At 36.0% G+C, this 16993-nt stretch carries 16 protein-coding genes; 15 read left to right on the top strand and 1 reads right to left on the bottom strand.

Annotated features, from left to right (window positions below; genetic code table 11):
* Window positions 1–4 precede the first annotated feature (4 nt).
* From MKX39_RS10520 to MKX39_RS10455, 14 genes are all read left to right on the top strand, one after another.
* Window positions 5–397 (top strand): Asp23/Gls24 family envelope stress response protein, encoded by a 393-nt coding sequence (locus tag MKX39_RS10520; RefSeq protein WP_093538428.1) that lies wholly within the window; start codon window positions 5–7, stop codon window positions 395–397.
* Window positions 398–512: 115 nt separating this feature from the next.
* A complete protein-coding gene (nusB, locus tag MKX39_RS10515; RefSeq protein WP_093538429.1) occupies window positions 513–890 on the top strand; it encodes a transcription antitermination factor NusB in 378 nt (125 codons plus the stop codon).
* A 27-nt stretch (window positions 891–917) separates the two neighbouring features.
* Entirely contained in the window at window positions 918–1775 is an 858-nt protein-coding gene (folD, locus tag MKX39_RS10510) for a bifunctional methylenetetrahydrofolate dehydrogenase/methenyltetrahydrofolate cyclohydrolase FolD (RefSeq protein WP_340762549.1), read from the top strand.
* A 575-nt stretch (window positions 1776–2350) separates the two neighbouring features.
* Window positions 2351–3709, top strand: a complete 1359-nt coding sequence (gene xseA / locus MKX39_RS10505) for an exodeoxyribonuclease VII large subunit (RefSeq protein ID WP_340769537.1) — start codon at window positions 2351–2353, stop codon at window positions 3707–3709.
* Between the two features lie 5 nt (window positions 3710–3714).
* On the top strand, window positions 3715–3936 hold the full coding sequence (locus MKX39_RS10500; protein WP_340769536.1) for an exodeoxyribonuclease VII small subunit: 222 nt from the start codon (window positions 3715–3717) through the stop codon (window positions 3934–3936).
* Entirely contained in the window at window positions 3929–4813 is an 885-nt protein-coding gene (locus MKX39_RS10495; protein ID WP_340769535.1) for a polyprenyl synthetase family protein, read from the top strand. Before MKX39_RS10500 ends, MKX39_RS10495 begins: the two co-directional genes overlap by 8 nt.
* 88 nt (window positions 4814–4901) lie before the next feature.
* A complete protein-coding gene (gene dxs / locus MKX39_RS10490) occupies window positions 4902–6797 on the top strand; it encodes a 1-deoxy-D-xylulose-5-phosphate synthase (protein ID WP_340771417.1) in 1896 nt (631 codons plus the stop codon).
* Window positions 6794–7612, top strand: a complete 819-nt coding sequence (locus tag MKX39_RS10485) for a TlyA family RNA methyltransferase (RefSeq protein ID WP_340762545.1) — start codon at window positions 6794–6796, stop codon at window positions 7610–7612. The genes dxs and MKX39_RS10485 overlap by 4 nt, the downstream gene beginning before the upstream one ends.
* Before the next feature lie 103 nt (window positions 7613–7715).
* Complete coding sequence (gene ahrC, locus MKX39_RS10480; protein ID WP_093538435.1) at window positions 7716–8165, top strand: transcriptional regulator AhrC/ArgR; 450 nt, start codon at window positions 7716–7718, stop codon at window positions 8163–8165.
* 16 nt (window positions 8166–8181) lie between these two features.
* Window positions 8182–9885 carry a DNA repair protein RecN gene (gene recN, locus MKX39_RS10475; RefSeq protein ID WP_340769534.1) on the top strand — a complete coding sequence of 568 codons (1704 nt, stop codon included), beginning with the start codon at window positions 8182–8184 and terminating at the stop codon, window positions 9883–9885.
* Between the two features lie 94 nt (window positions 9886–9979).
* The gene (locus tag MKX39_RS10470; RefSeq protein WP_093538437.1) at window positions 9980–10936 is read left to right on the top strand and encodes a SpoIVB peptidase S55 domain-containing protein; all 957 of its coding nucleotides are present in this window, start codon (window positions 9980–9982) and stop codon (window positions 10934–10936) included.
* A gap of 220 nt (window positions 10937–11156) precedes the next feature.
* Window positions 11157–11948 carry a sporulation transcription factor Spo0A gene (spo0A, locus tag MKX39_RS10465; RefSeq protein ID WP_093538438.1) on the top strand — a complete coding sequence of 264 codons (792 nt, stop codon included), beginning with the start codon at window positions 11157–11159 and terminating at the stop codon, window positions 11946–11948.
* Between the two features lie 337 nt (window positions 11949–12285).
* Complete coding sequence (locus MKX39_RS10460) at window positions 12286–13857, top strand: DUF342 domain-containing protein (protein WP_340769533.1); 1572 nt, start codon at window positions 12286–12288, stop codon at window positions 13855–13857.
* Complete coding sequence (locus tag MKX39_RS10455) at window positions 13850–14569, top strand: glycerophosphodiester phosphodiesterase (protein WP_340769532.1); 720 nt, start codon at window positions 13850–13852, stop codon at window positions 14567–14569. Before MKX39_RS10460 ends, MKX39_RS10455 begins: the two co-directional genes overlap by 8 nt.
* Before the next feature lie 10 nt (window positions 14570–14579).
* Here MKX39_RS10455 and MKX39_RS10450 read toward each other — a convergent pair whose 3' ends face one another.
* Window positions 14580–14822 (bottom strand): DUF2627 domain-containing protein, encoded by a 243-nt coding sequence (locus tag MKX39_RS10450; RefSeq protein ID WP_093538441.1) that lies wholly within the window; start codon window positions 14820–14822, stop codon window positions 14580–14582.
* A 128-nt stretch (window positions 14823–14950) separates the two neighbouring features.
* Here MKX39_RS10450 and MKX39_RS10445 point away from each other — a divergent pair, with 128 nt between their 5' ends.
* Window positions 14951–16972: a sigma 54-interacting transcriptional regulator gene (locus tag MKX39_RS10445; RefSeq protein ID WP_340769531.1), complete on the top strand. Its 2022-nt coding sequence runs from the start codon at window positions 14951–14953 to the stop codon at window positions 16970–16972.
* The last annotated feature ends 21 nt before the right edge of the window (window positions 16973–16993 follow it).

The following is a 16993-nucleotide window of genomic DNA, read 5'->3' as shown; positions in this document are numbered from 1 at the left end:
TGATATGACAGAAACTACTGAACAAAAGTTTGTTCAAATGACTCCTGAAGGAAAAGAAGATCTAGGGACAATTGAAATAGCTCCCGAAGTAATTACTGTAATTGCTGGTATTGCTACAACCGAAGTAGAGGGAATTGCTGGTACACGAGGCAACTTTGCTGCAGGTGTAGTGGAACGTCTAGGAAAAAAAGTACATGGTAAAGGGATCAAAACGGAGATAAACAATGATGGCCTGTTTATAGACGTATATTGCCTAGTAAAATATGGCTCTTCCGTTCCTAAAGTTGCTAGAGAAGTACAATCTCAAATTCGTCAAGCAATTGAAAATATGACGAGTTTAACTCCCAAAGAAGTGAATGTACATATTACAGGTGTACAATTCGATACAGTAGAATAAAAGAGAAAGAGCTATTAGTTAGATAGCTCTTTCTTTTTTTGCCTTTCTAATGCGCATACTACAAAAAAATATGCTATGATTGTCTAGATAGTTACATTTAAAGGAGAACTAAATTATGAAACGAAGACAAGCTCGAGAATTAGCATTACAAGCACTATTTCAATTAGATAATCATGAAATTTCCATAGAAGAAGCTATTGGGCATGTGACGGAAGAGACAGATCCTTTCCTAACTCAAGTAGTAACTGGAGTCGTGAATTACAAAGAGGAAATAGATGCAACATTAACAGATAAATTAGAAAACTGGTCGCTTTCCAGACTTCCGAAGATTGAACGTACAGTGCTAAGAATAGCAGTATTTGAATTACTTTATAACAAAGAAACTCCAGCTAAAGTTGTCATTAATGAAGCATTAGAAATTTCTAAAATATTTGGTGACGAAAAGTCAAGTCGTTTTGTAAATGGTGTTTTATCTAAATATACTGAGCAATAATCTACATTGCCTTAAGGAGCTTATGAAGTGTCTACTACAAAAATTGATGGAAAACAAATTGCAGGCTTAGTTACAGAAAAAGTGAAAGAACGTGTGGAGAACCTAAAATCTAAAGGTGTCGTTCCAGGATTAGCAGTAGTTTTAGTAGGTAATAATCCGGCCTCACAAACATATGTAAACAACAAAGCAAAAACGTGTGAACGTTTAGGTATGTATTCCGTACAAATAGAGTTGGACGAAAATATTTCTGAAGTGGAGCTTCTTAAAAATGTAGAGGCACTAAACGTTGATGACAAAATTCATGGTATTTTAGTTCAATTGCCTTTGCCTCCTCAAATTAATGAGGACAGAGTAATCGCAGCTATCTCACCACAAAAAGATGTAGATGGTTTCCATCCGGAAAATGTGGGAAAAATGATGATTGGTCAACAATCGTTCCTTCCATGTACACCTTTTGGCGTAATGAAATTACTTGAATATAGTGATGTAGAAATTGCAGGTAAACATGCTGTTATTATTGGTCGCAGTAATATTGTTGGTAAACCAATGGGACAATTATTGCTACAAAAGGATGCTACCGTTACATACTGTCATTCTAGAACAAAGGATTTACATTCTTTTACGAAACAAGCGGATATTTTAGTTGTAGCAACTGGTAGAACTAAAATGATAGATGCAAGTTATATAAAAGAAGGTGCTGTAGTCATTGACGTAGGCATTAACCGCGACGAGAACAACAAGCTTTGTGGTGATGTGGATTTCGAATCTGCTCAAAAAGTAGCTTCTAAAATTACTCCAGTTCCTGGTGGGGTAGGTCCGATGACAATCGCAATGCTAATGGAAAATACTTGTTTAGCGGCTGAAAATACATTAACTAATAAATAATTGTGGAGCTGTTTTTCTATGAAAGACAGCTTTTAAATTGAATGACAAATACAGTGAGCTGCTAATCTGTTAATGCAACTGATTTCGGTTACATGTGGACGCTTTCCGCGGGGTGAGCGATGAGCTATCACCGTCGCTACGCGTCGTTGTGATAGCTCATCTGTCTCACTCATCCCGTTGGAGTCGCCACATTTCACTTCAATCAATTAAGGGAGTAGTACCTATCAATAAGATTTTGCAAAGCCTATGCTGAGAAGAATTAGATTTAGATTTAGGTCTAGATAAATCGATCTTGTAATCACTGTTGAATTTGAGAATGCTCTATTTTTATCTGCTATTTAAATGATTCAGTAAGTGAGTAAGTTTCGTAATTACTTATTTTAATATAAAATACGAGTTTTTATGTGATATTTTATTTAATTATCCTTTTATACAAAGTGGATTTCGTGATTGAAGCCGTGCCCACGGAAAGCGTCGCCTGAAGCGATAATCAACATTGTTCGGATTTCACTGTTTCATATGTCTTATGAGATTGACTCAAGTAAATTTATTTTTATACTAATGGAGTTGTTTTTGTGACTACAGAGCCGAGTAAGTACTTAACTGTTAAAGCCTTAACGAAATACATAAAGCGGAAATTTGATGCGGATACACATTTGCGAGATGTGTATGTTAAAGGGGAGCTTTCTAATGTGAAAGTTCATTCTAGCGGACATATCTATTTTACGCTTAAAGACGATGCTGCCCGAATTACTTCTGTTATGTTTGCCATGAATGCCAAAACATTAAAGTTTGTTCCTGAAAGTGGCATGAATGTACTCGTAAGAGGAGATATAAATGTATTCGAGGTAGCTGGACAATACCAGTTATATGCTGCTACTATACAGCCAGACGGTATAGGGGAGCTTTTTTTAGCATTTGAACAATTAAAAAAGAAATTGCAACAAGAAGGACTCTTCCATCCAAGTCGCAAAAAAGCCATACCAATATTTCCGAAAAAAATTGGTGTGGTCACTTCTAAAACCGGAGCAGCTATACGAGATATCCTAACTACATTGGAACGCCGTTATCCTATTTCTGAAGTAATCGTATATCCTAGTATCGTTCAAGGACCTCAAGCTGCGCCTTCTATTGTGAAGTCTATTGAAAAAGCCAATCGAACAGGCGATATAGACGTTTTAATCGTAGGACGAGGGGGAGGTTCTATTGAGGATCTCTGGGCTTTTAACGAGGAAGTTGTAGCTAGAGCTATTGCTAACAGCAAGATTCCAATAATCAGCGCAATCGGTCATGAAACAGATACAACTATTGCTGATTTCGTTTCTGATTTAAGAGCTCCAACCCCAACAGCTGCAGCTGAAATGGCAGTACCTAGCAAAGAAAATCTAATGCAAAATATTTTATCATTTCAATCGGCTAGCTTACACTTCATTACGAAACGTATAACAGATGAAAAAAACAGGTATAACCGGGCTATGGAATCACCTGTACTGGCAACCCCAGAGAAATTATATCGTCCTTTTATAGAAAGGTTCGTTCGTACGGAACAGCAGCTACAAAGAGAAACTAGTTTTCTCTTTAAAGACAAACAACGTGATTTTTTACAAGTTCAAAATAGATTTTCTCAATTATCTCCACAAAAAGTAATCGATCAACATCATAAATCTGTACAATCTGTAACGAATCAATTGAACCAAGCTTCACTATCCACATTTGAAAAACATCGTCAGCAATTTGTTAGTTCTATTCGAACATTAGAAGCGTTAAATCCATTAAAGATTATGGATCGTGGATACAGTATTATATACAAAGAAGGTCAACTAGTTAAATCCGTAGAAAATGTAAAAAAAGATGATTCTATATTTGTTACATTACAAGATGGTCAATTAGAAGCAATCGTTAGGCGAGTTGAAGTGAAAGAAAGTGAGGATTAATATTTATGACTAAAAAGGATATTCTATTCGACGAAGCATTGCTGCAATTAGAAAATATCGTTCGTCAGTTAGAACAAGGCGACGTACCTTTAGAAAGTGCTATAGAGTTGTATCAAAAAGGTATGGAGCTTTCTAAAGTTTGTAGTGACAAATTACAAAAGGCAGAGAAACAATTAGTGACATTTATGGATGAAAACAAAGAAGATGCTGGTGGAGTCCATGAGTAATTTATTAACTTCATTTATTGAAACCAATCAGCCACTTATTGATAAAACATTACATGATCTTATAAAAGATTTAAAGGCACCTCAGCCTTTAAAAGATGCTATGCTCTATTCACTTCAAGCAGGTGGAAAAAGAGTGCGACCACTGTATACGCTTGCAGTTTTAAAAGAATTGGATGTTCAAAATGAGGATGCCATTATTGTGGCAAGTACGATTGAAATGATTCACACATACTCGTTAATCCATGATGATTTACCGGCGATGGACAATGATGATTTACGTCGCGGAAAGCCGACCAATCACATTGTATTTGGAGAAGCACTGGCTATTTTAGCGGGAGATGCTCTTATTACACTTGTTTTCGGTATAATTGCGAGACTTCCAAATATATCACCTGAACTAAAAATAACTTTAATAGATAAGTTTAGCTTCGCTGCTGGTGCTGAAGGCATGGTTGGAGGCCAAGTATTAGATATGCTGGGGGAAGGTCAAACTTTAACTTTAGAACAACTGGAAGAGATTCACTTGAACAAAACAGGTGCATTATTGTCTTACAGTATTTTGGCTGGAGCTATTATTGCCAATGTGTCCGAGGAAGTAATGAGTGCATTAGAAGAATACGCTTTTCATATTGGGCTGGCGTTCCAAATTCAAGATGATATTCTTGACGTAGAAGGTACATCAGAGCAATTGGGTAAAACTGCGGGGAAAGACTTAATAAGCGAAAAAAATACATATCCTTCAATTTTGACAATGGAAGGTGCCAAAAAAGAGCTTCAAAATCGGTATAATCTAGCTTTTCAAGCATTAGAAAGTATACAAATGCAAAATGGTTTACTAGTAGAATTCGCCAATTATATTACGAAAAGAACCAAATAGTAGCTAATAATTTTGTTTTTTAGCCGTTTATTGCTATGATATTAACTAGTTGTAAAGAAGGAAATCTAATAGAAGGTGTGTGATGGCAATGGATTTAACTTCAATTTCTAGCCCATCCTTTTTAAAAAGTTTAGATAATGAACAATTAAAGGAACTTAGTGAAGATATTCGATCGTTTTTAATAGGAAATTTATCCGTAACTGGTGGGCATATTGGGCCAAACTTAGGTGTTGTAGAACTTACTATAGCTTTGCATAAAGCATTTAATAGCCCAGAAGACAAATTTCTTTGGGATGTAGGACATCAAGCATATGTCCATAAAATTTTAACCGGCCGAGCGGATCAATTCGATACGTTACGTCAGTTTAAAGGATTATGTGGATTTCCAAAGCGTATTGAAAGTGAACATGATGTTTGGGAAGCAGGTCATAGCTCAACATCCCTTTCAGCTGCAATGGGTATGGCAAAAGCGAGAGATTTACAAAACAAGAAAAACTATGTGGTGCCAATTATAGGTGATGGTGCACTAACAGGTGGTATGGCGCTAGAAGCATTAAATCATATCGGGCATGAGCAAACGGATATTACCGTTATATTAAATGATAACGAAATGTCTATTGCTCCAAATGTAGGTGCTCTACACAATGTATTAGGAAGACTGCGTACTCATGGAACTTATAACAAAGCAAAAGATGAACTAGAATCATTGCTGAAAAAAATTCCAGCGGTAGGCGGAAAGCTTGCAGGAACTGCAGAACGAGTAAAAGATAGTCTGAAGTATTTACTAGTTTCTGGTGTGTTTTTTGAGGAACTTGGATTTACGTACCTTGGACCAATCGATGGCCACGACTTTGAAGCATTAGAAGAAAACTTACAATATGCGAAGAAGATGAAAGGACCGGTACTTTTACACGTTATTACGAAAAAAGGTAAAGGCTTTAAACCAGCGGAGTTGGATAAAATCGGCACATGGCATGGAACTGGACCTTATAAAATGGAGACTGGGGATTTGATCAAATCCGCATCCAATGGTCCTTCATGGAGTGCACTTGTTGCAGAAACAGCAAGGAAGCTTGCAAGAACAGATAAACGTATTGTAGCGATTACTCCAGCAATGCCAGTCGGATCTAAACTAGAAGGATTTGCATCTGAATTTCCAACTCGTATGTTCGATGTAGGTATTGCAGAGCAGCATGCTACTACAATGGCTGCTGGGATGGCTGCAGATGGTATGAAGCCAATGCTTGTTATTTATTCAACATTCCTTCAACGTGCTTATGATCAGATGCTACATGATATTTGTCGTCAAAACTTAAATGTTGTAGTCGCAATTGACCGAGCTGGTTTGGTTGGAGCAGATGGAGAAACTCATCAAGGGGTATTTGATATTTCTTTCTTACGTCATATGCCTAATATGGTTATTATGATGCCTAAAGATGAAAATGAAGGACAGCATATGGTTAAAACTGCCTTCGAATATTCTGATGGACCAATAGCACTTCGTTACCCAAGAGGAAATGGTCTGGGTGTACCAATGGATGAAGAATTGAAAACAATACCAATTGGTACTTGGGAAGTACTAAAAGAAGGTACACAGGCAGCTATTCTAACATTTGGAACAACAATTCCTATGGCTATGAAAGCAGCAGAGGTACTTGCCGAACATAATATTTCCGTTGAAGTGATCAATGCTCGTTTTATAAAACCACTAGATACAAAAATGCTACTAGACCTTCAAGCGCGTAATATTCCAATTATTACAGTGGAAGAGAGTGCGCTTCAAGGTGGTTTCGGTAGTGCGGTGCTAGAAGTTTATAATGAGAACAACCTACAAGTAAATGTACATCGTATAGGAATTCCTGATATCTTTATCGAACATGGCGAAGTAAATCAATTACTGGAAGAAATTCATGTGACTACGGATGAAATTGTCAAAGTAGTGACTAAAAAAGTGAATGAGCCATCTAGGTATATTCCGTCATGACTAAAATTCCGAAAGAGCGCGTGGACGTACTATTAGTAGAGCAAGGATTATTTGATACGAGAGAAAAGGCTAAACGTGCGATTATGGCAGGGCTTATTTATAAAAACGAAGAGCGTATAGACAAACCTGGAGAAAAGGTGGAAAACACCTCTGTTTTAACTATAAAGGGTCAGGTATTAAAGTATGTTAGCCGCGGTGGATTAAAGCTAGAAAAAGCGTTAGAACAATTTGACTTGAATATTGAAAACAAAATCATGCTTGATATCGGTTCTTCCACAGGTGGATTTACAGATTGTGGTTTACAAAATGGAGTAAAGCATGCTTATGCTTTAGATGTAGGAAGCAACCAGTTAGCTTGGAAAATTAGGCAAGATGATCGTGTAACTGTTATGGAAAAAACGAATTTTAGATATTCAACACCTGCAGATTTTTTAGAGGGCTTACCATCCTTTGCATCGATTGATGTATCATTTATTTCGTTAAAGCTTATTTTTCCAACTTTAAAAACAATTTTAGTACCTAATGGTGATGTTATTGCCCTTGTAAAACCTCAGTTTGAGGCAGGCAAAGATCGAGTGGGGAAAAAAGGTGTAATTCGAGACAAAGCAGTGCATATCGATGTTTTGAATGATATAGCTAATTTTGCAGAAAGTCAGCACTTTCAGCTAAAAAGTGCTTCTTTCTCTCCTATTACGGGTGGAGAAGGAAATATCGAATTTTTATTTCATCTTACGAACATTGTCGATGAGGAGTTCTCTCCGCATCAGATCGATTTCGATAAACTAGTAGGCGAAGCACATCAACTCCTTAAATAATCTTGCGGCTCTTGTAAAAGAGTCGCTTTTTTCTTGTTACTTTTCTAAACCAATGCTATTGTATAAATTAAATAGTATAAATATACAATGAGGTGAACCCCATATGAACAAGGGACAACGACATATTCGCATAAGAGATATTATTGCAAAACACGAAATCGAAACACAGGATGATTTAGTAGACTCTCTAAAAAATGCGGGATATAATGTCACGCAAGCTACTGTTTCGAGAGATATTAAAGAACTTCATTTAGTAAAAGTACCATTGCCAAACGGTAATTATAAGTATAGTTTACCTGCAGACCAACGCTTTAATCCTATTCAAAAATTGAGAAGAGCCCTGTCTGATGCATTTGTTAGTATCGATGGTGCAAGTCATTTTTTAGTGATGAAAACGTTACCTGGTAATGCTCATGCAATAGGCTCCTTAATAGATTACTTAGACTGGCCAGAAATTCTGGGAACTATTTGTGGAGATGACACTTGTTTAATCCTATGTAGAGAAGAACAAGACAGTCTAGTTATTAAAGAGCGCTTACTCGAAATGCTCTAAAATGAGGTGAAAACTATTGTTGAAAGAACTAACGATAAAAAACTTTGCCATTATTGATGAATTGACAGTTAGTTTTGAAGAAGGGCTTACTGTTCTTACAGGAGAAACTGGAGCAGGGAAGTCTATAATTATTGATGCGGTACATTTGTTATGCGGTGGTAGAGGCTCACATGAATTTATCAGACATGGGGCAAAAAAAGCAGAATTAGAGGGTTTGTTTTTAATAGCTAATCCCGGCCATGGAGTGATTAAAAAACTAGAGGATATTGGGATAGATTTTGAAGACGAGTCTATTATTTTACGAAGAGATATCAATCTTTCAGGAAAAAGCGTTTGTCGAATAAACGGGAAACTTGTAACTATCGGTATTTTAAGAGAAATTGGTGCTTCTCTAATAGATATCCACGGCCAACATGAGAGTCAAGAATTGATGGATGATAAGGCACATATTCATCTATTGGATCAATTTGCAGGAGAAAGCTTAAAAGAAGTAAAAGATTCTTATCAAGAACTTTATAAGCAGTATAAAAAATGGAAAAAAGAGCTAGACAAACTATCAGAGAATGAACAACAGATTGCACACAAAATCGATCTGTATACATTCCAGGTTGAGGAAATTGTTGACTCAAACTTAGTTATTGGTGAAGAGGAACAGTTACAGGAACAGAAAAAGAAATTACAAAATTTTCATAAAGTATTTGATAAGATGAGTAGCGCCTATGATGCCATACTAGATGAATCTAAAGGGTTGGATTATATAGGAACTGCTATGGCAGATCTTCAAGATATCGCAGATATGGATAAGAATATGCAAGAGCTAAGTGAAAATGTATCGTCAGCATTTTACATATTACAGGATGCGGCTTATCAACTGAAAAATGAGTTGGATGAGATGGAATTTGATAATAACCAGCTACAAATTGTAGATGAACGTTTAGCTACTATTCAAACGTTAAAACGAAAATATGGTCCCTCTATTGAAGAGATACTTGCATACAAAGATCAGATTCAATATAGTTTAGACCAATTAGTGAATCGTGATGAGCAAATTCAAAAAATGGCTGAAAAAATACGTCAAATTGAAATTGACTTGGAACTAGAAGCTACGGATTTAACAGATAAACGTAAAAGCGCAGCAAAACGATTAAGCGTTGCTATTATGGAGCAATTACAAGAACTGTATATGGAAAAGGCCACTTTTTCGGTTATGTTTCATGAGACTGTGAAGCCAGTTTACAATGAAAATGGATTAGACGATTTATCATTTTACATTTCAACTAACGTAGGGGAACCTTTGAAAGCATTAACTAAAATTGCTTCAGGCGGAGAACTTTCTCGAATGATGTTGGCACTCAAGAGTATCTTTTCCAAACATCAAGGTATCACATCCATCATTTTTGATGAGGTTGATACGGGAGTAAGTGGACGAGTTGCTCAATCGATTGCAGAAAAAATTGCAGGAATTGCTTCGAATTCTCAAGTACTTTGTATATCTCATTTACCACAGGTTGCTGCAATGGCAGATCAGCATTTAATGATTAAAAAAGAAGTAAGTGGAAATCGCACGTTTACTGTTTTAGAAGAAGTGCAAAACGATAAACGAGCGGAAGAACTTAGTCGCATGATGTCTGGGGCAGAAATCACAAACACAACATTACAGCATTCGAAAGAACTATTAACTTTAGCAAAAGATCGAAAAAAAATTATTAGAAACGTCTAAAGACCTTATTTAACTAAGGTCTTTTTTTTATCAATTATTTACCTCTCATAGCGGACATTTTCTAGGACATAGTATCAATATAGGGAGGTGAAATATGCAGAAAAACTATCGAAAATGGTCGCTAATGCCACTACTCTTCTTTACTTTATTCTTCGCAAACAATTCAGCTTTTGCAGAACAGACTTCAGTAGTACCACTCGGACAGTCCATTCAAATTGATTTACATTATGGTACCGTTTTTGTAAATAATGATGTTTTAATTTCAGATGATGAATGGCTGCGCACGGGTGACTCGATTCATCTGATCAACAACAAGCCAGTGACAAATCTAATTGACGTAAAAAGTCATTTAAAAGATAGTACACAAATTATTATCCAGTATGAGCATAAAAAAGAAAAGTATACGAAAAGCATTACTCCAAATCAAATGGTGAAATTACTTCCATTTTTGAGAGATGCAACAGAAGGCATTGGTACTTTAACTTATTTTGATCCAAATACAAAAGAATTTGGTGCCTTAGGTCATCAAATAGTGGACCAACAGTCTGGAATTACTCCGAATTTCTCGGAAGGTTCAATATATTTATCATCAATAGAGCAGATAAAGAAAAGTACTCCAGGAAATCCTGGCTATAAAATAACCTCCCACACTTCAAATACGCTACCGATAGGTGGAGTAAATGAAAATAATGTATACGGTGTTTTCGGAAAATTGGACAATAGTGCATTAGAAAATATATCTATGCAAGAGGTAGAAATTGTAGATCCAGAAGAAATAGTGACAGGTAAAGCAGTTATGCGTACCTCCATCGATGGTAAAAAAGTTCAGGATTTCGCAATAGAAATTTCTTCTGTAGAAGGTCATATATTTCAGTTTACTGTAACGGACAAAAAGCTCATAGAAAAGACAGGTGGAATCTTACAAGGTATGAGTGGGAGTCCGATTATGCAAAAAGATAAACTAATTGGTGTTATTACTCATATGTATGTGGATAGACCAGAAAATGGTGCTGCGTTAGCGATTACGGAAATGATGAAAAAGAGTCCATGAATAAATAAAGGGGTAGACCGAATTTAGGTCTACCCTTTTTACACATTTAGGTATAATATGGATATAAATATAATTCGACATCAATGTTATAATATTCAAAACTTTGTCGCAACGTAACGAAACTGTATTATAAAAGCCTTATTTTTAACAACAATAAAGGATTTGGGCGTATTAAAGAGAATAATACCTGAGTGAAAAATTACAAAAGGTGGATGAGAAAATGGAAAAGATAAAAATTGCAATTGTGGATGACAACAAAGACTTAATTCGTACGATGGAATCTTATTTCGATCAACATCCGGAAATTGAAATTATTGGGACAGCTGTTAATGGGAAACTTTGTTTAGAGCTTTTGGAGTCTACTCAACCAGATGTGTTATTACTCGACATTATTATGCCTCATTTAGACGGAATCGCCGTTTTAGATAATCTACAAAGAGACAATAAACTTAAAGATATCCATGTAATTATGCTTACAGCTTTTGGGCAAGAGGATGTTATGAAACAAGCAGTTGACCTTGGTGCATCTTATTTTATGCTTAAGCCATTTGAGTTTGAACGCTTAGTAACACAGATTAAACAAGTAGCAGGCAAAAAAGGCTTTGTTCAAGAATCACCTGTTAAAAATAGCCCTGAAAAAGAAGCTCTACAAAATAAGCGAATGATTGACAATATCATTACGAATGTTATTAAAGAAATTGGCGTACCTGCGCATATTAAAGGATATTCCTATCTGCGTGAGGCTATACAAATGGTCTACAGTGATATCGAATTATTAGGTTCCATCACGAAAGTCTTATATCCAGAAATAGCTAAAAAGTTTCAAACGACACCATCCCGTGTAGAACGAGCAATTAGACATGCAATCGAGGTTGCGTGGAACCGTGGAAACTATGAAACTATTTCTAAATTATTTGGATACACCGTCCACCACCTAAAATCCAAACCTACTAATTCCGAGTTCATCGCGATGATCGCAGATAAGATTCGTATGGAGAATATGGCTAGTTAAATTTTACTGTTTTGGATGCTTAATTGTTAACTTCAAAAATACTCCTTCTAAAGCCAACGGATTCTTTATTCGCTGGCTTTTTAATATATTAAATTTTGAAGTCCAAACCTACTGTGCGTACAAGTACTTTTTACGTTGAAGAAATATCTACTGTTAAAGACTTTATACCCTTTATACGAGAAATTAGTGTGACTATTTATCTGTATCAGTTTATAGTTCCAATTTTTTTAGCAAAAGCTGTTAGGTATTAATAGCGATATATTTAGTTTAATCAAAATATTTATTCCACCTCTTTCGATACTGAGTATAATAATATTGAGAGGAAGTGTTGCAAGTTATGATAATTATAGAAAATGATGAAATAATACTTTCTACAGATAATGGACGAGTATTTATGACTATAAAAAAGGAACGCTATAATTTAAAAAAGGTGGATGAATTAACTAGAAATCATCCAAGACTTAAAATATTAGATTTTATGGCTGTGAAAAAAGCAGTAGAAAGCGGTTCTCATGAGCCAATAGAGTTGGGTGCTTGGATAGATAGTATGGAATTAGAAATAAGCAATGATAAAATGCAAGCGTTTCTCACTATATATGAATCTCCAAAATTTATACAAGATAACCTAGAGAATCTTCAAATGAATATACATAAACTTCTACAAGACAATCGCATTATATTCGGACAACGGTCTTTAGATTTAATGTCGATTAAAACAGGTAAATCCTACATAATTGCAGAGGGACTTCCACCTGAAAAAGGTGCCAATGCCAAAATTACTTATTTACAACAAGCGGAAAAAACACCAGTGATCAATGATGACGGGAAAGCAGATTACTTTGATATGAACTTCCTCGTAGAGATTAGTGAAGGATCTTGGCTTGGCGAAAAAATCCCTGCTCAGCAAGGTGTGCCAGGTAAGAATATTTTCGGAGAAATAGTTCCTCCTATAATGGGTGATGATTCGCTGTTGAAATATGATACTAAATCAGCTTATGAAGTAGAAGAAGAAGGGAAGACAGTCCTTCGTTCTAAAACAAAAGGTGTAATAGGAGAACTTAACGGAGTGCTTACGGTACAAAAGCATCTACTTATAGATGGCGATGTTGGATTGGAAACAGGAAATTTAAAATTTGATGGATCTATCCAAGTTAGAGGAACGGTAATGGCTGGTTATTCCATAATAGCTTCAGGGGATATCTCCATTGATTCCAATGAAGGTGTACATGCAGCTGAACTGATAAAATCTACTGAGGGAGATGTGTTCATTAAAGGGGGGATTTTCGGTAAAGGGATTACAACGATCGAAGCCCATCAAAATATTTTTCTTAAGCATGCAAATGAATGTACATTAGAGGCAAAAGATACTATACAAATAGGATCTTATTCTCTAGGAGCTACAATTTTTTGTGATAAACTTGTTGTAGATGAACGTAAAGGGAAAATTATTGGTGGTAAAGCGATTGCTATCAATTCAATTAGTACTGCATATTCTGGTAACAACTCAGAAAGAAAAACAGAGTTGATTGTACAGGGAATTGACCGTAAAATTTTAACGGAAAATGCTAAAACTAAAGCACAAGAAATGATGAAGCTACAGGAAGAGACAACAAAGCTCAACTTTAGTTTAAGTCAATTGAACCAATTTAAAAGCTCTATGTCTGTTCAACAAGTAGCCTTATACGAGCAAACTAAGCAAAAATACAATGAAACCAAGCGTAAAGTAAAAGAGTTAGATGAAGAGATACAGCGGATCTTGAAAATGTTAAGACAAACATCGGATTATTTCATCGATATTAAAAGAGAAGCAAATCCTGGAACTGTTATTCAAATTGGAAACAAGTCTTCCTATTTAACGAAGCAAACTAAAGGGAAATTCAAATTGGAAAATGGGGAGTTAAATGTCTAATATACCTGTGTATGCTCACCGTGGAGCTGCAGTCAAAACAGTAGAAAATTCTATGAAAGCTTTTAAAAGAGCTGTGAAACTTGGGGTAGATGGGATTGAACTAGATTTACAGCTTTCAGCAGATGGCGTACCATTTGTCACGCATGATATCGACTTTTTTCGACTTGCCGGAAACAAGCGAAGAATTACGGATATGCTAGCAGAAGAAATTTTGCAACTAAAGCTTGGTCGAGTGTTTTACCGTAAATTTCTTTATTCCCGAGTTGTGACATTTGATGAATTCATTCGTTTTGTGACACCCTTAGGAATTAAGTTAAATGTTGAATTGAAAGAATCCTTTCTAGGGAAAAATGAAAAGATTAGAGAAGTTGTAGAAATGGCATTACCAGTTGCAGATGTTCACTTTTCTTCTTTTGAATTTAGTGTACTACAAACCATACATGCGATGAAAAGTGATGTCCAAACAGCTTTTATAGGCAAAAAAAATTCTGATTGGGATTATGTGTTGTCCATTAAAGAAATAGATGCTATTCACTTCAATAAAAAATTTTATGATACTGATTTGATGAGAAGAGTGTGGGATGCTGGTTATCCGATGCGCTTTTATAACATTAAGGGGAACGAGAAGTATATTCAACATCCCCATGAGTCTGTCATTGGATGGATTACTGATTATCCTGAAAAAGTGTTGCAACAACAAAAAAGACGCTGACTATTATAGTCTACGTCTTTTTCTTTTGAAATCGTGGAGCTACTTTCCCATTTTTACGATCACGGTTCAATAGGAAGCCTGCAAAGAAGCCTAATCCAAGAACTGTAAATATTAATCCGCTTATAAATTGAATGGCCAAGCCACCAATAGGGAGGATTTGCAATCCGAAAAACGTATCTCTCATTAATTTAATCCCAAATGCTGCTAAAATTCCAGGAATTAATAACACGATTAAAGCCGCTAAACGAGCCATTTTTTTCACTCCTGTTCCTACTAATTTAATTTTACTATCAACAATATGATTGTCAACGAAAGAAACTTGCGTTATGATAAATGAGAAGTGCAATAAGTTGCAGATGATTAATGGGGGTGTGCATATTCTTGCAAAACATAATAATAGTAGGCGCTGGTAATGGAGGATATGCACTTTTGAAATTAATACAACAAGCTGAGTACCTTCAAGTAAAAGCTATTGTAGACATTGATGAAAATGCTCCCGGGTTAAAACTTGCAAAAGAGAATAATATTCCTACATATACAGATTGGAAACCTCTCCTAAATGGAGATATTCAGATCATCATTGATGTCACTGGAAACAAAGAGGTATTTCATGAGCTTCTTGCAAATAGACCTGCCACTGCGGTATTAATACCAGGCGAAATCGCCAACTTAATTGTTTCACTTTTAGAAGAAAAAAATAAATATATAAACATTATTGATCACAAAAAGATGATGCAAGAGTTAATCTTCAATTCAATTGAAGAAGGTATGATTGGTATTGATGATCAAGGTATCGTGAATTTATTCAACAAAAGTGCTGAAAAAATGACGCATATATCAGTCGATAATGCCATTGGGAAACATGTGCATGAGGTAATCTCATTAAGTGAATTACCAAGAGTGTTCGATTCAGGTAGGGTTGAGCTAAACAAAGAACTTATTCTTGAAAGCGGTACCAAAATTGTTACCTCGCGTTATCCGATGATAGATGAAGCGGGAAAACAGGTTGGTGCAATTGCAGTTTTTAAGGATATTTCGGAAGTAGTTCGACTAGCCGAAGAGATTACTAACTTAACAGAAATTCAAAAAATGCTAGAAGCGATTATTTATTCAAGTGATGACGCTATTTCTGTTGTGGATGAGGAAGGTAAAGGGATTCTTATTAACCCCGCCTATACTAGAATAACTGGCTTTAGTGAAGCTGAAGTAATTGGGCAACCCGCAACGGCAGATATTTCTGAAGGGGAAAGTATCCACTTGAAAGTGCTACAAACTCGTAAACCTATCCGTGGTGTAAATCTACGAGTAGGAAAACAGAAAAAAGATGTAATCGTCAATGTCGCACCTATTATTGTTAACCAACAACTAAAAGGTAGTGTAGGTGTTATTCACGATATGACGGAAATGCGTGGCTTAATGAAAGAATTAGACCATGCACGGACACTCATCAGAACGTTAGGCGCAACTTATAGTTTTGAAGATATCGTCGGTACATCAAATGAGATAAACTTTACAATTGAGCAGGCTAAGCTAGCGGCAAATGTTCCGATAACCGTTCTCTTAAGGGGAGAGGTCGGGTCTGGAAAAGATTTATTTGCGCTTTCGATACACAGTGAAAGTGAACGTGCAAATCATCCGTTCCTTCGTGTTAATTGCAGCTCCTTGGAAGAGTATTTGTTAGAAACTGAGCTATTTGGTTCGGAAAAAGATGGATATATACAACATGGTTTTTTTGAACAAGCAACAAATGGAACCATTTTCTTGGATGAAGTTGGGGAACTTACGAAAAAGACACAAGCCAAACTGCTCCGTGTTCTTAGAGAAAATGCAATCATTCGAGTGGACGGGGCGACATCGATACCAGTGGATGTGCGAATTATAGCATCTAGTAGCTTGAATCTCGAAAAAGCCATGCTAGAAGGTACTTTTAGAGAAGATTTCTATTATCAATTGAATCGAATGCCCATTCATATTCCTTCCTTGCGCAATCGTAAGCAGGATATTCCGGCAATCGCGGAACATTTACTTGTCCGTTTAAATCAAGAATTTGGTCGCAATATAGAAGGCTTTTCAGAAGAAGCAATGGAAAGTTTACTATTATATGATTGGCCGGGGAATGTACGAGAGCTAGAAAACGTTATTAGTCGTTCGATGATCTTTTTGCAGCCGAACGATCGAATAGTGGAAGAGCATCACTTACCAAAATCAATGCTAGTCTTACCAAATGAGGACAAGGGAGAGACTTCACTTGGTACGCTAGCGGAGCAAATGGATGAAATGGAAAAGAAAGTATTGGCACAAACATTGAAAGTTTGTGGAGGAAACAAGTCACAAACTGCCAAACAACTTAATATTTCACTCCGCACATTATATTACAAGTTAGAAAAATATCATTTAGCATAAATGGGATCACTTCAAACAATA

This window comes from Psychrobacillus sp. FSL K6-1464 (assembly GCF_038003145.1).
Taxonomy (GTDB): Bacteria; Bacillota; Bacilli; order Bacillales_A; family Planococcaceae; genus Psychrobacillus; species Psychrobacillus psychrotolerans.
This window is presented reverse-complemented; position numbering and strand designations above follow the sequence as displayed.